This window comes from Neobacillus sp. 19 (assembly GCF_049463095.1).
Lineage (GTDB): Bacteria > Bacillota > Bacilli > Bacillales > Cytobacillaceae > Neobacillus.
The window spans coordinates 16,342-41,415 of record NZ_JBMPZU010000062.1 but is presented as its reverse complement, the minus strand read 5'-3'; the positions used below and the strand labels follow the sequence as shown (position 1 = coordinate 41,415).

Sequence of the window (25,074 nt, the reverse complement as noted above, 5' to 3'; positions counted from 1 at the left end):
ACCAATTAAAAATGGTTAAGTCCTCGATCGATTAGTATCAGTCAGCTCCACATGTCGCCACGCTTCCACCTCTGACCTATCAACCTGATCATCTTTCAGGGATCTTACTAGCTTGACGCTATGGGAAATCTCATCTTGAGGGGGGCTTCATGCTTAGATGCTTTCAGCACTTATCCCGTCCGCACATAGCTACCCAGCGATGCCTTTGGCAAGACAACTGGTACACCAGCGGTGCGTCCATCCCGGTCCTCTCGTACTAAGGACAGCTCCTCTCAAATTTCCTGCGCCCACGACGGATAGGGACCGAACTGTCTCACGACGTTCTGAACCCAGCTCGCGTACCGCTTTAATGGGCGAACAGCCCAACCCTTGGGACCGACTACAGCCCCAGGATGCGATGAGCCGACATCGAGGTGCCAAACCTCCCCGTCGATGTGGACTCTTGGGGGAGATAAGCCTGTTATCCCCGGGGTAGCTTTTATCCGTTGAGCGATGGCCCTTCCATGCGGAACCACCGGATCACTAAGCCCGACTTTCGTCCCTGCTCGACTTGTAGGTCTCGCAGTCAAGCTCCCTTGTGCCTTTACACTCTACGAATGATTTCCAACCATTCTGAGGGAACCTTTGGGCGCCTCCGTTACTCTTTAGGAGGCGACCGCCCCAGTCAAACTGCCCACCTGACACTGTCTCCCACCCCGATGAGGGGTGCGGGTTAGAATTTCAATACAGCCAGGGTAGTATCCCACCGACGCCTCCACCGAAGCTAGCGCTCCGGCTTCTCAGGCTCCTACCTATCCTGTACAAGCTGTACCAAAATTCAATATCAGGCTACAGTAAAGCTCCACGGGGTCTTTCCGTCCTGTCGCGGGTAACCTGCATCTTCACAGGTACTATAATTTCACCGAGTCTCTCGTTGAGACAGTGCCCAGATCGTTACGCCTTTCGTGCGGGTCGGAACTTACCCGACAAGGAATTTCGCTACCTTAGGACCGTTATAGTTACGGCCGCCGTTTACTGGGGCTTCGATTCAGAGCTTCGCTTGCGCTAACCCCTCCTCTTAACCTTCCAGCACCGGGCAGGCGTCAGCCCCTATACTTCGCCTTGCGGCTTCGCAGAGACCTGTGTTTTTGCTAAACAGTCGCCTGGGCCTATTCACTGCGGCTCTTCAGGGCTATGAACCCTAAAGAGCACCCCTTCTCCCGAAGTTACGGGGTCATTTTGCCGAGTTCCTTAACGAGAGTTCTCTCGCTCACCTTAGGATTCTCTCCTCGCCTACCTGTGTCGGTTTGCGGTACGGGCACCTTGAATCTCGCTAGAGGCTTTTCTTGGCAGTGTGGAATCAGGAACTTCGGTACTAAATTTCCCTCGCTGTCACAGCTCAGCCTTTACGGTGAACGGATTTTCCTGTTCACCAGCCTAACTGCTTAGACGCGCATATCCAACAGCGCGCTTACCCTATCCTCCTGCGTCCCCCCATCACTCAAACGATTCATAGGTGGTACAGGAATATCAACCTGTTGTCCATCGCCTACGCCTTTCGGCCTCGGCTTAGGTCCCGACTAACCCTGAGCGGACGAGCCTTCCTCAGGAAACCTTAGGCATACGGTGGATGAGATTCTCACTCATCTTTCGCTACTCATACCGGCATTCTCACTTCTAAGCGCTCCACCAGTCCTTACGGTCTAGCTTCAACGCCCTTAGAACGCTCTCCTACCACTGACACCAACGGTGTCAATCCACAGCTTCGGTGATACGTTTAGCCCCGGTACATTTTCGGCGCAGAGTCACTCGACCAGTGAGCTATTACGCACTCTTTAAATGGTGGCTGCTTCTAAGCCAACATCCTGGTTGTCTAAGCAACTCCACATCCTTTTCCACTTAACGTATACTTTGGGACCTTAGCTGGTGGTCTGGGCTGTTTCCCTTTCGACTACGGATCTTATCACTCGCAGTCTGACTCCCACGGATAAGTCTTTGGCATTCGGAGTTTGTCTGAATTCGGTAACCCGATGAGGGCCCCTAGTCCAAACAGTGCTCTACCTCCAAGACTCTAACAACGTGAGGCTAGCCCTAAAGCTATTTCGGAGAGAACCAGCTATCTCCAAGTTCGATTGGAATTTCTCCGCTACCCACACCTCATCCCCGCACTTTTCAACGTGCGTGGGTTCGGGCCTCCATCCAGTGTTACCTGGACTTCACCCTGGACATGGGTAGATCACCTGGTTTCGGGTCTACGACCACATACTCAAACGCCCTATTCAGACTCGCTTTCGCTGCGGCTCCGTCTCTTCAACTTAACCTTGCATGGGATCGTAACTCGCCGGTTCATTCTACAAAAGGCACGCCATCACCCATAAACGGGCTCTGACTACTTGTAGGCACACGGTTTCAGGAACTATTTCACTCCCCTTCCGGGGTGCTTTTCACCTTTCCCTCACGGTACTGGTTCACTATCGGTCACTAGGGAGTATTTAGCCTTGGGAGATGGTCCTCCCTGCTTCCGACCGGATTTCACGTGTCCGGCCGTACTCAGGATCCACTCAGGAGGGAACGAAGTTTCAACTACAGGGCTTTTACCTTCTACGGCTGACCTTTCCAGGTCGCTTCATTTACCCCGTTCCTTTGTAACTCCATGTTGAGTGTCCTACAACCCCAAGAGGCAAGCCTCTTGGTTTGGGCTATGTCCCGTTTCGCTCGCCGCTACTCAGGGAATCGCGTTTGCTTTCTCTTCCTCCGGGTACTTAGATGTTTCAGTTCCCCGGGTATGCCTTCTATACCCTATGTATTCAGGTAAAGATACTGTTCCATTACGAACAGTGGGTTTCCCCATTCGGAAATCTCCGGATCAAAGCTTACTTACAGCTCCCCGAAGCATATCGGTGTTAGTCCCGTCCTTCATCGGCTCCTAGTGCCAAGGCATTCACCGTGCGCCCTTTCTAACTTAACCTAAAAAGGTTTATAACTCTTATTCAATAAGAGAGAAAAACTAAAATGGCGATTACTCGATGTTTACTTTGCTTCTTCTTACGATTATCTAGTTTTCAAGGAACGATTAAAAAAAGCTTTGAGAGAATTGCTCCCTCAAAACTAAACAAACAAGAAACGTCAACCTTATTATCAGTCCGAGAGGACTGCATTATCCTTAGAAAGGAGGTGATCCAGCCGCACCTTCCGATACGGCTACCTTGTTACGACTTCACCCCAATCATCTGTCCCACCTTAGGCGGCTGGCTCCTTACGGTTACCCCACCGACTTCGGGTGTTACAAACTCTCGTGGTGTGACGGGCGGTGTGTACAAGGCCCGGGAACGTATTCACCGCGGCATGCTGATCCGCGATTACTAGCGATTCCGGCTTCATGCAGGCGAGTTGCAGCCTGCAATCCGAACTGAGAATGGTTTTATGGGATTGGCTAAACCTTGCGGTCTCGCAGCCCTTTGTACCATCCATTGTAGCACGTGTGTAGCCCAGGTCATAAGGGGCATGATGATTTGACGTCATCCCCACCTTCCTCCGGTTTGTCACCGGCAGTCACCTTAGAGTGCCCAACTGAATGCTGGCAACTAAGATCAAGGGTTGCGCTCGTTGCGGGACTTAACCCAACATCTCACGACACGAGCTGACGACAACCATGCACCACCTGTCACTCTGTCCCCCGAAGGGGAACGTCCTATCTCTAGGAGTGTCAGAGGATGTCAAGACCTGGTAAGGTTCTTCGCGTTGCTTCGAATTAAACCACATGCTCCACCGCTTGTGCGGGCCCCCGTCAATTCCTTTGAGTTTCAGCCTTGCGGCCGTACTCCCCAGGCGGAGTGCTTAATGCGTTAGCTGCAGCACTAAGGGGCGGAAACCCCCTAACACTTAGCACTCATCGTTTACGGCGTGGACTACCAGGGTATCTAATCCTGTTTGCTCCCCACGCTTTCGCGCCTCAGCGTCAGTTACAGACCAGAAAGCCGCCTTCGCCACTGGTGTTCCTCCACATCTCTACGCATTTCACCGCTACACGTGGAATTCCGCTTTCCTCTTCTGCACTCAAGTCCCCCAGTTTCCAATGACCCTCCACGGTTGAGCCGTGGGCTTTCACATCAGACTTAAAGGACCGCCTGCGCGCGCTTTACGCCCAATAATTCCGGACAACGCTTGCCACCTACGTATTACCGCGGCTGCTGGCACGTAGTTAGCCGTGGCTTTCTGGTTAGGTACCGTCAAGGTACCGGCAGTTACTCCGATACTTGTTCTTCCCTAACAACAGAGCTTTACGACCCGAAGGCCTTCATCGCTCACGCGGCGTTGCTCCATCAGACTTTCGTCCATTGTGGAAGATTCCCTACTGCTGCCTCCCGTAGGAGTCTGGGCCGTGTCTCAGTCCCAGTGTGGCCGATCACCCTCTCAGGTCGGCTACGCATCGTCGCCTTGGTGAGCCGTTACCTCACCAACTAGCTAATGCGCCGCGGGCCCATCTGTAAGTGTCAGCCGAAACCGACTTTCAGCTTTTCCTCATGAGAGGAAAAGAATTATCCGGTATTAGCTCCGGTTTCCCGAAGTTATCCCAGTCTTACAGGCAGGTTGCCCACGTGTTACTCACCCGTCCGCCGCTAACCAACGGGAGCAAGCTCCCATTGATTCGCTCGACTTGCATGTATTAGGCACGCCGCCAGCGTTCGTCCTGAGCCAGGATCAAACTCTCCAAAAAAGTTGAGTTGATTAGCTCATAATTTAAAACGTTGGCTTAGTTTCTATAGAAGAAACTAATAATTTATTGTTTGTTGACGTTTTTGTTTGTTTAGTTTTCAAAGAACAAAGTCACTCGTAAAAAGCGGCTCGAAAATTATATTAACATATTTCTTAAATTCTATCAACCATCAATTTCATTTAATTCAGATTGACTATCGCGTTTTCAAAAGCAACTCTTATATATTATCATGTCGCGCACACAAAAACAAGAAAAACTTTTTTCTAATTTTTGCTTATCCACTCATTTAAAGAGCAACTTTATCAGTTTAACACCGTTCGTGTTCACTTGCAACAGAAATTTTTCCAATACTACAGCAATCAGCTGTAAATCGTTTTCCGCTTTGAATTTAAGGGTGGCTCACCTCATTGATCTATAAACAGATGTTGCCTAAAAATAAAGTTTAGGCTCAAGCAGCCTCATTATTTTTATTTTGCTATTATTTTGGTGGAAGTATCGGAGGAACAGCAAGCGGTACATTTTATAGTCATTTTGGCTGGATTGGGGTTGTGGCTATGATCGCTGTTCTTTCTACACTTTCTCTCTTGGTTTCGATTCGGTTAGGAACGATTACATAGAATAGAAGATGTTTTCCCCTCATAAAGCTTAATAAGAACATAAGGTGGGAATGGTCTATTAAAAGTGATCTCTTAGGACATTTCGAGCTGTTTGAAAGCTGAAATCGCCCATTAGAATCCATCTATTAGACATTCCCAACCGTTTAGATGGCGTGGCATTCACTAGGCTAATGTAACTTCTTCTCAAAACAATCCACTTCATTTGCGCGATTTGATTGAGCTGTTTTAAAGTATTTAAAACCAACTGAACTCCAGAACCTTTGTGCCTTCTGATTCCCTTTTAGAACGCCAATCCGTAAAACCTTACATCTTTTTTCAGCCATCTCATTTTCAAAAAGGATATAGGCCAGCCTTCCAAATCCAAACCCTTGATAATCCGCATGAATCATCAGCAGCCCAAGCCATGGACTCTGATCTTTCTCATTCAATGGTAAATAGTCGATAATACCGATATAAGTATCATCAAGCTTAATAAAAAGGCTCTTTGTTTTGCCATTTACTAACTCCTCTTTTACTTCCTCAAGTGTTCTTCGTTCCTTACCATTCTCTAGCTGGTTGTACTCCGGATTTGAATTGATGATTTCAAGAGCGATATAGGATGTTTCGCTTGTTATTTCTTCAAAATGGATGGAATCCAATTTGTATCACACCTTTCATATTTAGTTTATCAAATTGCTGAAAAATAAAAACAGCGAGGCTGGCTCTTCTGTTAACTATAAGCTTTATTAATAAGACTGTATGTTGAATTGCCGCTTCATTTTCAGCTTATCTTTTCGTGTTTCCCTTGATCTGCCTGAATAGCCTTCATAGTACGTAATTTATAAATGCCAATTAGCAAAATAAATCAGACAGGAGTAACAAATAAGGCAACACGAGTATCTTCCGCAAGGGATAAATAGAAAAGCAGGGAAAGACCTTTCCCCGCTTTACTTTGAAATATGGCTGCCCTCTCAGAAACTTACGACATTAGATGTATATAAATGAAAGATGATTCACTTCTTCAACACCCAATAACAGAGTTCTATCAGCGGATAACTTGTTTCAATCAGCGCTTTTCACCGTTCTATCAGCGGATAACCTTATTCAATCAGCGGCCATCCTCCAATTTTTGATATTCCCCATTAAGGGCGACGTGGAACTATGTTGTGAAACAAGAAAATTCGAGGCGTGACAGGCACTGGGTCTGATAGGTTTGTGACGGATTATATGTATAGGTTTGACCTGTATTTGCATCGTAGACACCAACGGACACGGTATTACTTCGGGAAGCAATATAATTGGTTACATCCGGACCCAACACGGTCGCAGCAGATACAGAAACCTTTCCACATAGCAGCATCGCCATCCCTGCTAAGGCAAAGACGACTACCTTCTTATAAAACTTCATTCCAACATCCCTTTCCAATAAATCTATCAATCTTATTCTATAATACTGCAGCTCTAATAAAAAAAGAAAGATCCACGGAGAGATCCGTGGACACCTAGGGTCATGCTTTCGAAATATCAATAAATCCTTCCCCGAACACATCACGAACATCATGTATTGCGATAAACGCATTCGGATCAGTGGATTGAACAATTCGTTTCAACTTTATAACTTCCTGCTTACTAATAACTATATAAAGAATTTCCTTTGGAGTCTTTGTATAATACCCATGACCCGAGTATACCGTTACCCCTCTGTCCATAGACGTTGTCACCTGTTGGGCGATCTCATTCGGATGATCAGAAATAATCGTAATCGCCTTCTTCGGATTCAAGCCTTCAATCACAAATTCCATCACTTTCGTACCGACATATAGCATAATAATCGTCAGCATCAGCTTTTCAGCACCAATAATAAAATAAGAAGAGAATGCAACGAGTAAATCAAAAAACAATAAACCATAGCTAATACTCCAGCCTAAAAACTTATGGGTAATCCTCGCTAAGATGGTCGTACCTGCTGTTGTACCGCCAACTCGAATAATTAGGCCAATCCCAACCCCTATAATCACGCCGCCAAAAATAGCATTCACCATCACCTCATCCGAAGCAATACGCCAACTTTCCGTCAGATGAAGAAAAAGCGAATTAAACACCACGGCAATAATCGTATAAATCGTTGTGATCTTATTCAAAAATTTATAACCGACAAGTAACAAAAAGGCATTCAGAATTAAATTGACTAAACCAGGTGACCACTCAAATAAATAGTAGGTAATAATCGTGATCCCTGTTACCCCGCCTTCCCCAAGTTCGTTCGGAATCACAAATATATTCACACCTACTGCAAAAAGAAAAGCTCCAATAATGATAAATATGATGTCTTTGGTTGTTTTTTTCATACACTACCCCACTGCTCTTAAAAAATAGGTTCTTAAGCACAAACCTTCACCATTATATCGTGGAACATTTACCTCCGACAATAGGTGGATACCACTTCCGCACAGAAGATTTGATGTAGGGAAAATACAGCGATTACATGACAAATTGCGTCAGTGGCCCTTGACTGAAATTGGAATATTTTTTTGTTGCGGAAATTGGGTTACCGGTGTTATTATTGTTAGTGCTTTAGAATTAAGGTACAAAAAAGTGGACTACTAGTTCAAGGAGGACAAAATGGAAAACATCAACTCAAATCATGCACGCCCTCCATATGGGATCCTTGCCATCCTTATGATTGGGGCTTTTATTGCCATGTTAAATGAGACCCTCTTAAATGTGGCACTTCCATCCATCATGAAGGATTTAGATATTGGGGCATCGACTGTACAATGGCTCTCGACAGGTTATATGTTAGTAAATGGAATCATGATTCCGGCAACAGCCTTTTTAATTCAAAGATACTCTGTTAGAGGTTTATTCCTCACCGCCATTAGCTTATTTACTGTGGGGACATTTCTTGCAGGATTCTCGACTGTCTTCCCTGTCTTGTTAGTTGCACGGCTCATCCAGGCGGCAGGGTCTGCCATCATGATGCCGTTATTAATGAACGTTATGTTAACAAGCTTTCCGCCTGAAAAAAGAGGTGGAGCGATGGGTCTATTCGGGCTTATCTTCATTTTTGCACCGGCCGTCGGTCCGACATTATCCGGTTGGATGCTCGAGCATTTCGACTGGAGAATGTTATTCCACTTCGTTTCACCGATTGCTGTTCTCGTTCTATTAATTGGGATTTTCTTACTAAAAGATAAAAAGGAAAAAGTCGAGATCCGGCTTGATTTCCTCTCACTCGTGTTATCAAGTCTTGGCTTTGGCGGATTGCTGTATGGATTTAGTTCTGCCGGTGATAAGGGGTGGGATAGCGCGCTCGTCTATGGCACGATTATCGTTGGTGCCATTTCATTAATTCTGTTTATCTTACGTCAATTCAAACTTGAAAAACCAATGCTTGAATTCAGAATCTACAAATACCCGATGTTTGCCCTATCATCAGCGATCTCAGTTGTCATTTCAATGGCGATGTTTTCAGCGATGCTGCTATTACCAATCTATGTTCAAACAATACGCGGAATATCTCCGATGAAATCAGGCTTAATGATGCTTCCAGGCGCTATTTTAATGGGGATTATGTCACCGATTACCGGGAAATTATTTGATAAGTTTGGCGGCCGTATTTTAGCGATTATCGGCCTAACGATTACGGTAGTAACCAGCTACTTTTTCAGTAAGTTGACACTCGACACCTCTTATTCTCACTTAATTTTGTTATATTCAGCGCGAATGTTTGGGATGTCGATGGTCATGATGCCTGTCATGACCAATGGGTTAAACCAATTACCGGCGCGGTATTATCCACACGGTACAGCAATGAATAGTACATTGCAGCAAGTTTCTGGCGCAATTGGTTCGGCACTGCTCGTAACCATCATGACCAATCGCACAAAAACACATGCAGAGGAAATAGGCGCAGCTGCCATGAAACACTTAACCGAACAACCTACCCCAGCTGTGTTAGCTGAAATGAAACAACAAATTGCCACGAAAGCAATGCTCGAAGGAATTAATGATTCCTTTATTGTCTCTGTCGGAATTGCCTGTATCGCTCTTATCCTTGCTTTCTTCATTAAACGAGCCAAGCAAGCGGATGATCCGAACGAAGTGACATCACCTGATAAAAAAGTTGTAAATACATTAGCTGAAAATTAAATAGTAGAAGGGGTGACGACTGTCACCCCTTTTTTCACGTGAAGTAATAATATGGGATTTTTAATTCTCTAGATAATTTAGAGTATGATAGAATCATTAAAAACAGCAATGGTACCCGTACATAAGGATGTGAGACAGTTGAAACGAATGCTTGCCATCAGTGATATTCATGGGGATTTATATAAATTTGAACGGCTTTTAGAGCTTGTTGAATATGACAAAGACCGGGATCAGCTCTTGTTATTAGGTGATTTTGTCGATCGGGGACCTCAATCGAAAGCAGTTATAGACAAAGTCATTCAACTGAAGAACGAGGGAGCGATTGCCTTAATTGGCAATCATGAAAAGATGATGATAGATGCTTTTCAGGGTGATCCAATGAACTTGAAAAGATGGTATTACAATGGCGGAATTAAGACGCTGCAAAATTACGGCTATGAAATAGAAAAGGACGATGCCGAGTATTGGTATACGACGGACGAAATGCCTGAGCCGATTCAAATGAACGAGGCGATCCGCATGCATATTGAAATACTAAAAACGTTTCAATTCTACTATGAAACAGACACCCACATCTTTGTTCATGCAGGGGTTCATCCAAATACACCAGTAGCTTCGACGGAACCACATACACTAGTATGGATTCGCGAGGAGTTCCACAAGGGATACAAGGGAGAAAAGACGATTGTATTTGGACATACACCGACAACCTATTTGCACGAAAGCAGCGATGTATACTTTGGCGATAATCATATCATTGGAATCGACGGCGGCTGTGCATATGGCGGAAGATTGAATTGTCTCGAGGTTGGGACTTCACAGGTTTTTTACGTGGAATAAATTATTTCGTGATGGTGGTGAGGGACAATGGCGCATATCATTGTATCGGAAATTTCTACACCAGCCAGCGGAAGATTCGTGACAGCAAAGGAAATCCAAATAAAAAGGATTAAAAGGTTTGAACCAGGAGGAAAAGGGTATATAAAAATCACAAGGCTAAAACAATACTAAACAGAAAGGGACTGAAAAACATGAAAAGTTTAACAGCGACTTCGAGTAATGTATTGAATCATACCTTGTATGGGGAATTTAGTTTCCGGGCGAAAGGAACACTCGTCCTGAACCGTTATATTTAGCGCTAGGACTTTTTCTTAGTAAATTTCCTCACCACCCTGCTTGATTGCAGGACGAAAAAGGTGCGTACCCATTTGTGGCCGCACCTTTTTTGCGTTACATACTCAACCTCTTCTTCCGAATCGTTTTGAAAAATTTTTCGAAAGCCCATACGTAACTCTTTTTTATCATTTATTTTCTGCTAATCTTCCAGTTTTGTAGAATGACGTTTAGGTATAGCAAAAAGTGGATAGTAAATATAGAAAAACTAATTTAGCAGCAAAGCAAATTCCTTTAGTTAAGGAGTAATTTATTTTAGGGTGGATGGTATGTGGATTAATAGACCTTTTTTTAAATATGCAATGGGTATCCTGCTAATTTTATTAATTATATTCTTATTTGGGAAGATTGATTACTTTGTATGGCCCTTTAAAAAGATGATTGCGACTATATTTTTTCCGATTCTCGTTTCCGGATTAATCTATTACCTCATAAGGCCGTTTGTCACCTTTTTTGCCAAATATGTCAGCAAAAATATGAGTATATTAATTGTTTATTTACTTTTCATCGGGGCTGGATATCTTTTTTTTTATTTTACAAGCACTCCCATTACACAACAAGTCCAGCAGCTTTCACACCAATTTCCCAATAAGGTTGAAAAAATATCAGATGCATCCCTTAACATAGTGAAGAATAATAGCTTTGGAAACAGCTCGTTAAGAATGCTTGAAGAAAAAGCAAGTTCCCTCTCAAACTCCTTTTTTAATCATGTCGACCAAAATATAACGAATATCCTATCAACACTCACTAGTATTGCTATGATTCTTGCAATCGTTCCATTTATTGTTTTTTATTTTTTACGGGATGACGAGAAACTGAAGCCCGCTCTCTTAAAAAATCTTCCTGTTGAACATGTAGAAGAGGGAAATTTGATTCTGGTCGATATTGATAAGACCTTATCCGCTTATATAATTGGACAATGTATCATCGCATTAGCCGATGGAATCTTGCTCTATATCGGTTTTTGCATGATTGGCTTAAATAATAGTCTAGTACTTGCCATTTTCGCCATGTGCATGACGGTTGTCCCTTTTTTTGGGCCTGTGATAGGAATGGTCCCCGCCGTCCTTGTCGCACTCTTACAAAGTCCATTTATGGTTTTAAAAGTCGTTTTAGTTGTCATCGTGGCTCAACAAATAGATGGGAGCTTGGTTACACCCAAAGTGATGGGAAAAAAACTTGATCTTCATCCGTTAACTGTCATTTTCATTTTGTTAATTTCAGGGGCTATTTATGGATTTATCGGGATTATTATCGCCATTCCCCTCTACTCGGTTGTTAAAGTGACCCTTCAAAATGTCATTCGATTTTATAAGCTGAGGAAAAGTGAAAACGTGCAGTCCAAATAACCCTTAGACTCCAAATACCTCAACTTCTATATCGGGGGTTTCTTTGATGAAAATTCTCCAAACTATTACGTAGATCGCTTCTACGTCGCTGTTATGGCTAAATCCTTTTCTAACATCAAAGTATAAGAACGTATAAGCGGAGTATTTCCGGCTAATATTTATAGAGGAAGCAGAAGAAGCAGTTATAAGCGGAGATATTCCGGTAAACTGCTCAAAATAAGGCAAAAATCAACGATTTGAATAAGATAGGCGAAAAAACTCCCCTTATTTTTAAGGAAATAAGGACATTTCCCAAAATAAACGGAATTTCTCCGTTTATTTTTCAAACACAGCAACAGCAACATTCACTCAAGCTTTACTGAATTCTATATACATAGGCATCATCGATGAAGGTGCTGCCTATTCCGGTTCGGGAGAATCTAACCCCGCGAATATCTTTTGGACCCGTTTGTATTGAATTACTTAAATTTTTAATAAGCGAATCGTTCGGGCTAATAACTGAAATGTTCTCTAAAGAAAAACCGAGTGTAACCCCTGTTTTCTCCATTTGTTTGATAATATTCCATATCTGCGTATAAGCAGCGGCTGAACCCTCAGAGTCTTTTAACGTCGATGCAATGATAAATCTCCATCTATCTGCATCTGAATCATAAAGCCACAAGGCGGAGTGTACATTCATATAGTTCAAATCAAGTTCCTTTAATAAGATTTCTCCATCAACAAAATCCCGTTCTACCAATGTTGTTTTATCCACACTAACACCCCCTCTTTTGAATTGGCAACTGCTTCGTAAATATTCCTTGCTTCCTCCTCAACATGCCTTTTATAACGATCCTGTTCAGACCAGTCCTTAACAATTGTCCATTTAATTTTAGTGGCCTCATCTAGGTTGATACCAACAACACTAAGTAATTTAGTCAAGTCATGTGTATAGATTTTATCAATTAGTTTCTTGTCTGGATAATCAAATTTTTTTGTTTTCTTTGCAATGCATGCCTTTAGGGCGCATTCAATTACATAGCCTGATAAATAATAAGCTCCATCATAACATTCATTATCTAATAAAACCTTTGCATCATGCAATCGGATTAATGCTAATTCCTGAAACTCGCCTCTATTCATTTTGCACCTCCTATTTTTTTCTAACCATAGTTTAGGATTCAGAAGGGGTAAGACTGGGATAAGGATGAATGGTTTTTAACTGTAGATAAATATTATTGGTCATAAAGCAATGAACGTGGAGATAAGAAGGAAAATAACAATGGGTTTCTTCAAGGAGCTCTAAGAGTTGTTTAACGATCAAAACCATCATAACTTCGATTAGTAATAAGCTACTTGGCACTAGGAACTAAATATAGTCGACATAACTGGGGCTAGCACCTTCCTTTGCCTAGGATTCAATTGCAATACTTAATTCAACAAAAACCTCTAAATTCCTACCCAATTCGATAATAGATTTTGACAAATTTAAAAACAAAAAAAACAGAGAACGTAAATCTCCGTTAACCTTTACGCTTTATCATTTTAAACTTTAGCCAAGTGGGGCTTATTTCAAAGCCCGCGGATTCCCTCAAAGCCCCTATTGCGGCCACACCACGAAAAAAAGCCACTCCCCCAGACACAAAGTAGTATCATTAAGGAGTGACTAGACAGACCTATATATCAAAGACTCAAAATCTCCCGTATATCTTCTTCCGTTATTCGTGCAAGTGCTTGATCGCCTTGTTCCATGACGGTTTCAATCAGTTCTTTCTTCTGTTGCTGCAGCTCATACATTTTTTCCTCCACCGTTCCCTGTGTGACTAAGCGTATCACTTGGACTACATTCTTCTGCCCCATGCGATGAGCCCGTCCTGCTGCCTGATCTTCAACAGCCGGGTTCCACCAAAGATCGTACAAAATAACCGTATCTGCTCCCGTTAAATTCAACCCAGTATTCCCGGCCTTCAATGAAATGAGGAAGATGTCGGCTTCCCCGTCATTAAACCGATCAACCAATCGGACACGTTCTTTTGAAGCAGTTTGTCCATCTAAATAGAAGAAGTCTAAGCCAAGTTTCTCTAATGATTCACTAATTATCCGTAGCATACTGGTAAATTGAGAGAAGATCAAAATTCTCCGGCCATTTTCCAGCGCATTCACGACCAGATCCAGCAGCTGTTGGAGTTTGCCGGAGTCCCCCTTATAATTTTCCAAAAACAAAGAAGGATGACAGCACAATTGACGGAGTCTGGTTAAGCCGGCAAGAATTTTCATCCGGCTTTTTTGGAACCCCTCTCCTTGAAGCGAATCCGTCGTTTCCGATTTGATTTTCTCTAAATAGGCAAGATACAACTCCTTTTGAGGCTTCGTCAGCTCGGAAACTTGAATCGTCTCGATTTTATCCGGTAATTCCTTTAACACCTCTTTTTTCACCCTTCGCAGTAAAAACGGCTTAATCATTTTCGTTACCGTTTCCGGTGCTAACTGGCGAAAGGCCTTTTGATTGGGAAAGAAATTCGGAATAATGGTCTGAAAAATAGACCATAGCTCATCAATAGAATTTTCAATTGGCGTGCCACTTAGCGCAAACCTTGTGTCTGCTTGAAGATCCCGTACGGCTTTCGCTGTTTTGGTCGTATAATTTTTAATCGCCTGTGCCTCATCTAAGATCAAGGTGCGGAACGCATGCTGGTGATAGTGTTCTTGATCCTGGCGCAATGTCGGATAGGAAGTAATCCAAACATCTGGAGGAGTCGTACAATGAAGCATTTCCGACCGCTCCTGCACAGAACCAATCAAGACTTCCGCTCTTAGCGACGGAGCAAACTTTTCCAATTCATTTTTCCAATTATACACAAGGGAAGCAGGTGCAAGAATCAGGGATGGTTTGTGCTCTTCGAACCTCTCTTTATTTGCCACTAATAAGGCAATACTTTGCAGCGTTTTTCCTAACCCCATATCATCTGCCAAAATGCCGCCGAGCCCATAATAGCTTAGCGTCCGGAGCCATTGATAACCATAATTTTGATAGTCCCGTAGTTCTGCCTGTAAAGAGTGGGGTACTTCAAAGTCTAGTTCTTCCGGATTTTTCAAATGGGTAAGCAGTTTCCGAAATGACTTGCCGTACTTCGCCTTATTGCCTTTATCCCTGCCAACTATCTCCTCCAGCTGAATCCCCCGATATAGCGGAAGGTGTAAGGATTTATGTCCCAGGTGCGAAGATGGAATGTTAAGATCGTGTAGTATATGTTGAATCGTTTGGAATTCCTGTGACTCTAGCGATACAAATGCCCCACTTGGCAATCGAAAGTATTTCTTTTTTTCCACAGCAGAATGCAGAATCTGTTGAAGATCCTCTTGCTCAATCCCCTCAATCTCAAAGCGGACATCTAACCAATCCCCTGTGGAGTCGACATCAATATGAGTCACAGGGGTATGCGCTTCAGGGAGAATGAATGATTTAACTGCTTTTGTTAAAAAAATCTCCGCCTGCTCTTCCAGAAGTGGGAGGGTTTCATATAAAAATTCAAATATCCCGTCTTCCCCCTCGAGGGAAAGCAACTGCCCATTCGCTTGGAGCGGGCTGGATTCCAGGGTATCCTTAATCAGTTGTTCCTTTGCCGTATCTCTCATTAAAATCGTATCCTTGTCTGATTTTACAGAGGCAAAGGGATGAATCGTATGTTCACCATAATGGTACTCGACTGTTACGTGCAGGACGTCATCAATACAATCCACATACAGCTTTGCTTGTAACGGAAACTTCACGATTTTCGTGGAGATGCTATCGGCAATCTCCAGTTTTCCCACTTTGTTCAACACCGGCTCGACTGAAGAAAGCAGCGGTTCGATCTGCTCTTGACTAATGGGCAGGACAGGGGTATTCGCAAACTGAACGAGCTTCTTTACTTCTTTGACAAAATTCTCCTGCAGGGGTGTGAGCTTATAAAAATCATTCCCTTTTACCACAAATCCGTACAAATCAAGGTAGGCAACAAAGCCAATTTCCGATACATCTAATTGAAAAGCCTCCCGGCTGCCTTGATCTAATTGCATGGTAAAGGGCCACTCCTGCTGATGAAGGGTTAACTGTTTATAAACCTGGTCCCCATTTCGAAACTCTAGTGATCTTCCGGTAAGTTTTTCGAGCAGTTGATCGGCAAGGATAGGCGAAAGCGTGACCGCCCGAACATCAGAAGTTCCACCGTATGAGTAAGGAGATTGCAGACTCCGATACATTTCTTCAAAGCGGACACCCTCCTGCAGCAACTCAATGATTTCTTGATCCGTCTCTGTGAAGGTATATTCTTCCGGGTCATAGGTGAATGCTTTGCTAAACGGATGCTGGTGTTTGAGTTTAATAGCTTGAAGGAATTCTGGTAAGTTTCTGACCACATAGGTCCTTTTATAGCCCACCTTCATTTCAATCGAGAGAACTTTACTTCGATACGTTTGATCAATTTTACAAATCCACTCCACCAGCAATGGTTTTTGTTCTGCTAGCCCCTCCTGGGAATGCTTTTGGGCAGCGAACGAGTGAATAAACTGCTGCGTCAATTGCTTCACATAGGCCGATTGCCGTTCCTGTTGTTGCCGAGCCAACTCTTCTTGCTGTCTCTTTAGCTCCAGCTGTCTTTTTTGCAGCCAATCATTATCTGATGATGCAGTGCCCTCCCTTTCTTGAATTTCCAACATCACAGCGACCACATGCTTACATTCTTCGTTGTAACGCTCAAAGGCAGGGCAATCACATTCCAATTCAAAGCCATCCCCATCCTCTTGAACCATAACTTTGTAACGCTTTTCCCCCTGGACTGCCGCGTTCCAGGTACCCTTATCCGAGTCATAGGCAAGATTTTTTACCCTTCCTTGTCTGTAATAGCTATGCCCCTTTTGAAAATTCGATGAAGTGAACATTCTTTTAATATCTAGGACAGTTAAGAATTGGATCAAATTTACCTCCGTACTAGTTTGACATATATATAGGATGGAATATCTTAAGACTCATTCATCCATATTTTAGCCGAAACCACAATAAAAAAGCTATGTTACTAGATTTGCCATGATGGAGGGATTCTAAACAGAAAAGGGGCTAATTAAATCCTTACGCAGAGGGCTTCTACGGCGGGATTTATGTTGAAAAATTATCCAAACCCTTACGTAGACCCGTTCTACGTTGGGGTTTTTGTTGGGAAATCCCCCCAAACCCTTACCTAGACTCCTTTTATATCGGGGCTTAGCTAAATTCACTTTTCAAACATCATAATATGAGAACGTATAAGCGGAGTATTTCCGGCTAATGTTATAGTGGATGCAGAAGAAGCAGTTATAAGTGGAGATATTCCGGTAAACTGCTCAAAATAAGGCAAAAATCAACGATTTGAATAAGATAGTCGGAAAACCTCCCCTTATTTTTAAGGAAATAAGGACATTTCCCAATATAAACGGAATTTCTCCGTTTATTTTTCACACTCAGCAACAGCAACCTTCAGTTATAACAAAAAAAGGAGTAGAAACCGTTATAGTCTCCACTCGATCTATTTATGTTGAATTCATGCAGCGTTTGTGCCCTCTTTATGATGACCTCTAGCCGCAAATTGCTTACGTACATATGGCATTGCGTAACGATCTAAACCGAATCTGCCGGCATTTGCTCCGGCAACAAGGACGAAGAAGGCTAACAGAATCATTTGTCCGTTCGTGCTCACGGTACCGCTGAATAGGAAAGAGAAATTCATTACTAATCCCATTAAGGTGGCAAAGTTAGTTAGAAGGCCTAGGATTAAGGCAATTCCGACTAATACCTCGCCCCATTGAACTAAGATAGAAAACAGATCCGCATTTGGTAAGGCGACTTGCTCTAAAAATGTGGCCCACCAGCCTTGAACCGCTGGGTGATCTCCTGTGCTAGAAGCAATGGCCCCTTTTAAGAACCCGCTTGCGTCAAATCCCCCACTGGTGATTTTTCCATAGCCCGCATGTAAAAACTGGTACCCGATATAAACACGAATGATTGCTAAAACCCCTGCAACAATTTTATTTTTTCGTAAAAGATGTAACATTTTACGCCATCTCCCTTTGTATTATCATATAAATTTATGATTGCTCACTATTTCACATTCCACTTTACAAGATCTTGTTTGTCTCTTACTACACTTATATATTATCACCTTTTCCAAGTTTAAAAAGGTGCTTATGATGTAGTTCACATAGTTGCAACAAAGTCTTGACGGAATTGTGAACTGCCAACTGACACCCCGACTTTTTCTGCGTTTGTCCCCTTTAGTTGTGGGTGCCAGAGTAAAACATAGAGTTGACCACAATTCGATTAATTTCAACAAAAACAGGCATTACCTCTTGTCGAATCACAAAAAAGGTGTTGAAACCTGTGCGAAGAAACACCAAATAAATAGGGTTCATTCACGCTGTTTAAACAGCATGAATGAACCCTTTATTGTTGAAGAACCCCCATGGTTCCCTTAATAACCGTCTGGTTTAAATTTAACCACCCAGCTGTCACCTTTTTTAACAAATGTGCCTCCGGGATATTGTTGGTCTAATTTTTTGATCATTTCAATATCAGCATCCGTTATGTCGGAAGGTTTCCTTTTGGGAAAGGAATTATATTTGGGTTTTGTCTCCTCTTGAACTGTAATTTCAATAAAACCCGTTTTAGGAATAAAAATAAAACCTTTTCTGTCCCATGGCCGCATCGATACCACACTCCTCTTCCATCTATATATAATTTAAACGAAAGATTACATTTCCCTTGTGACAAATTTCGGAACCTTTTCAAAAACCAGTGATGAAAATAACGATACGATTGCTAAAATTAACAATTTGTGTTTCATGACGTTCCCCCATTATGTATTTAATGTGCTATCCCATGATACTTCAAAGCCTTTTGGAAAAATGTCAAATTATTACACACGATTCACATTTGGTACTTTTTCCCTATAAATCATTTTATGTTGATTCGGCCAACACCAATAAGCGCCCTTGTTATAAAAATCAAAATATTTAGAAAATAATTCCCGCAGTTATTCTAAAAATAAATATAAGAAATATATGATTATTGAAGGAACAAATAAAAAAAAGGGGGGAACACATTTGAAAAATTTTTTAACAGCCATACCATTATCGTTGCAGCATTTGTTTGCGATGTTTGGTGCGACCATTTTGGTGCCGGCACTAACCGGTCTTGATCCGGGAAGTGCGCTTATTGCCAGTGGGTTAGGAACGTTGATTTTCCACCTAATTACACGTGGAAAGGTTCCTACGTATCTAGGTTCATCTTTTGCCTTTATTGCCCCGCTTGCGTTGTATGTGGGGAAGTTACATTCACCGGGTCAAGCCGTTGCAGGTCTTATCAGCGTTTCCATTGTATATGCCATTGTATCTATCATCATTTCCTTTTTCGGTTTTGAAAAAGTTCGCAAGGTCATTCCTGCCGTTGTCGTTGGGCCTGTTGTAAGTATTATCGGTCTTTCGCTGGCAACCACGGCGGTGACCAGCATGGCTTCGACCCATTGGGATGTCGCGATCGTCAGCCTTCTTGCAGCGGTCATCGCAACGCTTGCAGGTACGAAGGTGATCCGCCTTTTACCGCTCATCATCGGTCTTGCAATAGGGTATGCTTATGCCGCGATTCGAGGATTGGTAGATTTTCATACCATCGCCTCTGCGCCGGCTTTTGCTCTTCCCCATTTTGTCATGCCGGAATTCACCTGGGTCGTGGTCTTCGGAATGGCGCCGATTGCCCTGGTTACCATCATCGAAGACCTTGGGCATATGTTTGTGCTAAATGAAATTACCGGAAAAGATGTGACAAAGAATCCCGGATTTTCAAGCATCCTATGGGGGAATGGCATTGCAACATTAGTTTCAGGGTTCATCGGCGGTCCTGCACAAACAACTTACGCGGAAAACCTCGGAGTTCTAGCCATCACGCGCCAGTTTTCTAGCAGAATTATTCAAGGCGCGGCAGTTATAGCCATTCTCCTTGGCTTGTTCGGTAAAGTGGGAGCATTTATCCAATCGATTCCAGTTGCCGTAATGGGCGGCATATGCATCCTATTGTTTGGTATGATCGCTGCAATGGGGATCCGTCACCTCCTTGAGGAAAAAGTGAGTCTGGCCAATATGAAAAATTTGATCATCGTCGCGATCGTTTTCATCATCGGAGTTGGGTATGCTCATAATGGTATCGCCTACGCTACCATTGCTGGCTTGCTCATCTATTGGCTCGTACCCGATTTTACGACAAAAAATGAAAGGTAAAAATGAATAGGCCATTCCAAACATTTGCAGCGGAATGGCTTTTTATTTGTCGGTAAACACATCTTTACAACCATGGACAATAAATGACTTCACAATGAAAAACCACAGGGACGGGATGGTTCACATGGTCTACATATCCCAAGATTTTTTTAAAAGTGATAATCCAGTCTGAATTTGCTGGGAAGAAAGGTTTGCAAATCCTAAAAGTAAATGTGGCTGTGTGGTTAGATTTTCTATAAATAAGTGACTGGTTGGATAGACCTTTACATGTTCTTTTAATGCTTTTTCAATTAATTCAGTTTCACTGTAAGGGGTGTTTACTTTAATCATTACATAAAGACCTGCATTTGTACCAATGACTTCATGTTGATCAGGAAACATCGTCTTAAGTTGTTCCACTAAGAAATGCATCTTTCCTTTATACACTTTCCTCATGCGTTTAATGTGCTTCTCCCATTCACCTGATTTCATAAATTCCGTCATGGTTAGTTGATGCAGCAATGACGCATTATGTTCAAAGTGACCAAATTGCGCGCAATAAGAAGTTAATAATGGTTCGGGCAATACCATATAAGCCAGTCGAATAGCCGGCAAAAATGATTTTGAAAATGTCCCTAAATAAATGACGCGAGTTGCATCTAGAGAAGCCAACGCTGGGAAAGTTTTTTGGCCATATCGATATTCACCATCATAATCATCTTCAATTAAGTAGCCTTGTCTTTGATGTACCCATTGAATCAATTGCCATCTTTGTTGAATGGATAATGCTGTACCAAATGGATATTGATGAGAAGGAGTCACGTAAAATAAGGAGCTTTCTTTTTGTGGAAGTTCTTCCATGGCTAACCCTTGGTTTGTAACAGTGATCGCTTCCATTTGAAACTTCTGTAGTTGGAACACTTCTCGAGCACCGTCGTATCCGGGATTTTCTAAAAGGATGCTTGAAAATATATCTTTTAATAAGAAGCTAAGATGTAGTAATAATTGCTGCGTGTTGCTGCCAACAACAATTTGTTCAGGTTTAATTTGAAGACCTCTTGCTTGCAGCAAGTAATTAGCGATTTCACCTTTAAACGAATCTTCTCCAAAAGACTGTCCATATGTATAGCTATTTGCTTGTTTGAGAATCGCATTTGACATTTGCCGCCATTTTTTCATAGGGAAGTGTTCTTGATCGATCGCACCTATTCTAAAATCAATGGGATGATTTAGGGGTTTTGGTATTTTGGGCTCAAGTGTTGGACTTGTTGGATTAATAAAGAACGGTTCCAATTGATTGACAAAATAACCCTTTTTCTCCTCAGAGCGTATATAGCCTTCAGCTAGTAATAGTTCATATGCTTGTAAGGTTGTATTTCGACTTACATGAAGTGTTTCTGCAAGAGAACGGATAGAAGGTAATCGTTCATTAGAAGAAATCTTATTACTTTCAATGATTTCTTTAAATTGTTCGTATATTTGAATATATTTTGGCTGATATCGATTGAATGGGAAAATAAAATGATACAAGAAAATCGACCTTTCTGACATTCGAAAAAGTTTCTTCTTGTGTCTTTTTGAATGTCAATCTATTTTCTATAATTATACTTAATTTAAAGGAAATGAGGAATAGTGATGATCATCGAACGCTTAGCAGTAGAAGATGTAGATGCAGTGGCAGATTTATTCGATGCCTATCGAAAGTTTTATCATCAACCAAGCGATATTCCGGCTGCAAAACAATTTTTAAAAGCACGTCTTTTAAATGAAGATTCCATTTTATTCGTAGCAAAAATGGATCATCAGTGTGTTGGATTTACGCAGTTGTATCCAACATTTTCATCCGTTGCGATGAAACGGGCTTTTATTCTAAATGATTTGTATGTAGCAGAAGATTATCGGAGACATGGTATAGCAGAAAAATTAATGGAACAAGCCTTTCAATTTGCCAAACAGCACGATGCGAGATCTATTGCATTAGAAACAGGTGCGTTAAATACAAAAGCGCAAGCTCTATATGAAAAAGTAGGCATGGAAGTAGAAACTGATGTCAAACACTATATCTATTATTGGTGATGTTAGGGAAAGCCACAGGGACGGTTTTCAAGGAATTTTTCGCCTTCACATATAAAAAAATCCAGTGTAACCGTCCCCATGGCTCATCTTGTACGGAAAAGCTTGGGTTTCATAAAGGCTTGTTTATTTACTATAAAAGCCATTAATAGGAAGTAGCTTCTTCATCTGTGTGTACAGCATGAATACGCGTCTGTTTTCGTTTAAAAACGATTTTAGATAAAAATACACTTATTTCATATAATAGAATCAGTGGGATCGCTACAGAAATATGAGATATAAATTCCGGCGGAGAAATCATTGAAGCAATAATTACTAGAATAAAATACGCATACTTTCTGAGTTTTCCGATTCGATATGGATTCACGATGCCTAAAGTGGTTAAACACATTGCCACAAGCGGCAATTCAAAAGCGATACCAAACGGTAAGGTCATATTAATTAAAAAACTGAAATATTTTTCTGCCGTGAAGGAAGTCGTCATCATATCGTTACTCAGATGAATGAGAAACTTCATGATGTTTGGAAAAATAAAGTAATAACCAAATGCCATGCCTGCAATAAAAAGAAAGAATACGCCAGGGATATACGCTAATGCAATCTTCCTTTCCACTGGCTTTAAAGCCGGTTTTACAAATAACCAGCCTTGCCATGCAGCTACTGGGATCGTTCCAGTTACGGCCACAACGGTGGCGACGTGGAAATAAATCCACATAATATCACTTGGCCCCAATATCAGTAACTTATATCCAAGAGTTCCCATAAAGAAAAGATAAATCTCTTTGACATAAACAAGTCCTAAAACAAGAAACAATAGAAAAGCCAGTGAGGAAATAATTAATCTTTTTCGCAACTCATCAAAATGCTCTACTAAATTAAGTTCTTTATCAGTCAAAATGCAGCGCCTGCCATTATCAAAAGTGTATATTCTATTTCTTAATCGCTATCTTCATTTAATCTATTAGTCTTACTTGAAAGTAAGGATTAAGCTTAAGTTGATAAAAATTCATTTAAGGCTGATTTATTTTGTTCAAGGTCAATCCTTAACACGGCTCCAACACCTTTAATCTGCTCATCAGTAAAAGACCCGTTTACTGGAATACGCATCGTTTTTAAGTCATTGGATCGATTAGTAAGCAAATCCTTTCCCAAAGAAAACAGGGTAGGAGTATCCAAATTGGTAGCCACGTAAGGGTCTATCACTCCCAATAGTTTAGGAAGCTTTATTATAGTACCCACGCTCAATGCCTGGTCTTTAAGTTTGCTCATAACTTCCTGCTGTCGTTGAACTCTGCCGAAGTCACTTAGTCGATCATGTCTAAAACGTACATATCCAAGTAACTTATCACCATGGAGAGTTTGTTTTCCAGGGGATATGGTTGTATTAATTCCATACGACATTTCATAAGGGACATCCACTTCAATTCCATCTGGCGCAATCACATCTGTAATTTTGGAAAATCCTTCAAAGTCAACAACAGCATAGTAATTCACATCAATATCGAAATTTTCTTTAATAGTCTGACGGAGAAGCTCCGGTCCTCCAAAAGCATAGGCTGCATTTAACTTTTGCTTTCCATGACCTGGAATATCGACATAGGTATCTCTCATAATAGATACCAATTTCGACTGATGAGTCTCCTGATCATATTGGGCAATCATGATTGAATCGGTTCTCGCATGTTTCTCTCCACGGGAATCGCTTCCCAAAAGAAGTATATTTATTCTGCCAAACTTCACTTCTTCTCCATGAAAAGCTTTCGCTACTTTCGTATCATCTGTAAATACTCCATCCTTACCAAGCGAAACTCCCTGTTTATATTGATAAGTGGCATAAGCACTTACACTAGCAATCATAAAAATAAATATAAACAGTATGAATCTTTTCCATCTAACTTTCTTCTTTCTATTGCTGCGAGTCCTTTCCATAGTACACTCCCTGAATATAATCGTTTCAACTTTTAGACGAGTATAATTTTTTCAATCTACCTATTGCTCCTGATGTGACAACTCCAAAGGACAAATAAATCTCCTCGGCACTTGATAAAGTCTGATCACTTTCCTGAAAGTAAGCTTTGAATCATTTGGACAGCGATCGCATCATCAATATAACCGACTGGAAAAATGTAATCTGGAATAACATCCACTGGTACAATAAAATATAATATTGCACTTCCAATGATGACAAGGTCACGGGTTGTTCCCTTCTGAAGTTGGAATCTCTCAAACATTTCCTTCAACTGATTAATAAATGGACCTATGCTGCCTATTTTCTTAAGCTTATCTGTAAAACTCTTAAGAATAATATCTTTGCCCTCTTCCGTTTGAACATATAGTTCATAATGAGCTAATTGCTGTTTCACACTTTCAATACTAAACTGGTTATCGTATACATTAGAGGATGTAAGTACATGTTGAATACGATCAATCGACATTTGAATATCAGATGAATTTCTGATCTGCTCCTGTTTAACTGAATAACCAGCAACTTCAAATAATTCCACAATCGGAACATCCAGACAGTCCGCAAATTTTTGTAAATGTTCAGGAGTTGCTTTGCGCTTTCCGTTAATGATCCGTGAAATCGTGGCAGTATCGATTTCAGTAAGCACGCTAAGCTTCCGCATGGATAAAGAACGCTCTTCAATTAATCTCTTCAAAAACAATCCAAGTTTATTTTCATGGTTTACATCAGACATCTCTACTTTCCTTTCTCTTTACAAAATTCACATGATAAACAAGTAGAAATGAGCATAGGACACAAGTTAAATAATTATTTAAAAGTAAATATCCC

18 protein-coding genes and 2 rRNA genes are annotated in these 25,074 nt (G+C 41.7%); 6 read left to right on the top strand and 14 right to left on the bottom strand.

What is annotated here, in order from left to right:
- Positions 1 to 11 precede the first annotated feature (11 nt).
- From ACO1D1_RS20490 to ACO1D1_RS20470, 5 genes are all read right to left on the bottom strand, one after another.
- Positions 12 to 2,947: ribosomal RNA gene (locus tag ACO1D1_RS20490) — 23S ribosomal RNA — on the bottom strand.
- 199 nt (positions 2,948 to 3,146) lie between these two features.
- A 16S ribosomal RNA gene (locus ACO1D1_RS20485) occupies positions 3,147 to 4,696 on the bottom strand.
- Together the 16S and 23S rRNA genes form the textbook arrangement of a ribosomal RNA operon.
- Positions 4,697 to 5,480: 784 nt before the next feature.
- Positions 5,481 to 5,951 carry a GNAT family N-acetyltransferase gene (locus ACO1D1_RS20480; RefSeq protein ID WP_423336910.1) on the bottom strand — a complete coding sequence of 157 codons (471 nt, stop codon included), beginning with the start codon at positions 5,949 to 5,951 and terminating at the stop codon, positions 5,481 to 5,483.
- 500 nt (positions 5,952 to 6,451) lie between these two features.
- Positions 6,452 to 6,700 carry a hypothetical protein gene (locus ACO1D1_RS20475; protein ID WP_423336909.1) on the bottom strand — a complete coding sequence of 83 codons (249 nt, stop codon included), beginning with the start codon at positions 6,698 to 6,700 and terminating at the stop codon, positions 6,452 to 6,454.
- A gap of 100 nt (positions 6,701 to 6,800) precedes the next feature.
- Positions 6,801 to 7,640 carry a YitT family protein gene (locus tag ACO1D1_RS20470; protein WP_423336908.1) on the bottom strand — a complete coding sequence of 280 codons (840 nt, stop codon included), beginning with the start codon at positions 7,638 to 7,640 and terminating at the stop codon, positions 6,801 to 6,803.
- A gap of 274 nt (positions 7,641 to 7,914) precedes the next feature.
- Here ACO1D1_RS20470 and ACO1D1_RS20465 point away from each other — a divergent pair, with 274 nt between their 5' ends.
- The 4 genes from ACO1D1_RS20465 to ACO1D1_RS20450 all read left to right on the top strand — a co-directional run bounded on the left by ACO1D1_RS20465 (position 7,915) and on the right by ACO1D1_RS20450 (position 11,966).
- Positions 7,915 to 9,444, top strand: coding sequence for a DHA2 family efflux MFS transporter permease subunit (locus ACO1D1_RS20465; RefSeq protein ID WP_423336907.1), 1,530 nt, complete (start codon positions 7,915 to 7,917; stop codon positions 9,442 to 9,444).
- A gap of 138 nt (positions 9,445 to 9,582) precedes the next feature.
- On the top strand, positions 9,583 to 10,284 hold the full coding sequence (locus ACO1D1_RS20460) for a metallophosphoesterase family protein (protein WP_423336927.1): 702 nt from the start codon (positions 9,583 to 9,585) through the stop codon (positions 10,282 to 10,284).
- 27 nt (positions 10,285 to 10,311) lie between these two features.
- Complete coding sequence (locus ACO1D1_RS20455; protein ID WP_423336906.1) at positions 10,312 to 10,455, top strand: hypothetical protein; 144 nt, start codon at positions 10,312 to 10,314, stop codon at positions 10,453 to 10,455.
- A 431-nt stretch (positions 10,456 to 10,886) separates the two neighbouring features.
- Entirely contained in the window at positions 10,887 to 11,966 is a 1,080-nt protein-coding gene (locus ACO1D1_RS20450; protein WP_423336905.1) for an AI-2E family transporter, read from the top strand.
- 355 nt (positions 11,967 to 12,321) lie between these two features.
- Here the strand turns inward: ACO1D1_RS20450 and ACO1D1_RS20445 are convergent, their stop codons facing one another.
- From ACO1D1_RS20445 to ACO1D1_RS20425, 5 genes are all read right to left on the bottom strand, one after another.
- Complete coding sequence (locus ACO1D1_RS20445; RefSeq protein ID WP_423336904.1) at positions 12,322 to 12,720, bottom strand: hypothetical protein; 399 nt, start codon at positions 12,718 to 12,720, stop codon at positions 12,322 to 12,324.
- Entirely contained in the window at positions 12,699 to 13,088 is a 390-nt protein-coding gene (locus tag ACO1D1_RS20440) for a HEPN domain-containing protein (RefSeq protein WP_423336903.1), read from the bottom strand. The genes ACO1D1_RS20445 and ACO1D1_RS20440 overlap by 22 nt, the downstream gene beginning before the upstream one ends.
- 540 nt (positions 13,089 to 13,628) lie before the next feature.
- Positions 13,629 to 16,901, bottom strand: coding sequence for an SNF2 helicase associated domain-containing protein (locus ACO1D1_RS20435; RefSeq protein WP_423336902.1), 3,273 nt, complete (start codon positions 16,899 to 16,901; stop codon positions 13,629 to 13,631).
- Positions 16,902 to 17,500: 599 nt separating this feature from the next.
- On the bottom strand, positions 17,501 to 18,010 hold the full coding sequence (locus ACO1D1_RS20430) for a DoxX family protein (RefSeq protein WP_423336901.1): 510 nt from the start codon (positions 18,008 to 18,010) through the stop codon (positions 17,501 to 17,503).
- 417 nt (positions 18,011 to 18,427) lie between these two features.
- Positions 18,428 to 18,661, bottom strand: coding sequence for a hypothetical protein (locus tag ACO1D1_RS20425; protein ID WP_423336900.1), 234 nt, complete (start codon positions 18,659 to 18,661; stop codon positions 18,428 to 18,430).
- Positions 18,662 to 19,058: 397 nt separating this feature from the next.
- Here ACO1D1_RS20425 and ACO1D1_RS20420 point away from each other — a divergent pair, with 397 nt between their 5' ends.
- Positions 19,059 to 20,228, top strand: a complete 1,170-nt coding sequence (locus ACO1D1_RS20420) for a uracil-xanthine permease family protein (RefSeq protein ID WP_423336899.1) — start codon at positions 19,059 to 19,061, stop codon at positions 20,226 to 20,228.
- 129 nt (positions 20,229 to 20,357) lie between these two features.
- On the opposite strand, the gene ACO1D1_RS20415 is transcribed toward ACO1D1_RS20420, so the two are convergent.
- Positions 20,358 to 21,758: a PLP-dependent aminotransferase family protein gene (locus ACO1D1_RS20415; RefSeq protein WP_423336898.1), complete on the bottom strand. Its 1,401-nt coding sequence runs from the start codon at positions 21,756 to 21,758 to the stop codon at positions 20,358 to 20,360.
- An 84-nt stretch (positions 21,759 to 21,842) separates the two neighbouring features.
- Between ACO1D1_RS20415 and ACO1D1_RS20410 the strand changes: the two genes are divergently transcribed.
- Positions 21,843 to 22,283: a GNAT family N-acetyltransferase gene (locus ACO1D1_RS20410; RefSeq protein WP_423336897.1), complete on the top strand. Its 441-nt coding sequence runs from the start codon at positions 21,843 to 21,845 to the stop codon at positions 22,281 to 22,283.
- A gap of 142 nt (positions 22,284 to 22,425) precedes the next feature.
- Here the strand turns inward: ACO1D1_RS20410 and tatC are convergent, their stop codons facing one another.
- The 3 genes from tatC to ACO1D1_RS20395 form a co-directional block, all read right to left on the bottom strand.
- On the bottom strand, positions 22,426 to 23,175 hold the full coding sequence (gene tatC, locus ACO1D1_RS20405) for a twin-arginine translocase subunit TatC (RefSeq protein ID WP_423336896.1): 750 nt from the start codon (positions 23,173 to 23,175) through the stop codon (positions 22,426 to 22,428).
- A gap of 95 nt (positions 23,176 to 23,270) precedes the next feature.
- Positions 23,271 to 24,209: an LCP family protein gene (locus ACO1D1_RS20400; RefSeq protein WP_423336895.1), complete on the bottom strand. Its 939-nt coding sequence runs from the start codon at positions 24,207 to 24,209 to the stop codon at positions 23,271 to 23,273.
- A gap of 125 nt (positions 24,210 to 24,334) precedes the next feature.
- On the bottom strand, positions 24,335 to 24,979 hold the full coding sequence (locus ACO1D1_RS20395) for a helix-turn-helix domain-containing protein (RefSeq protein WP_423336894.1): 645 nt from the start codon (positions 24,977 to 24,979) through the stop codon (positions 24,335 to 24,337).
- Between the last annotated feature and the right edge of the window lie 95 nt (positions 24,980 to 25,074).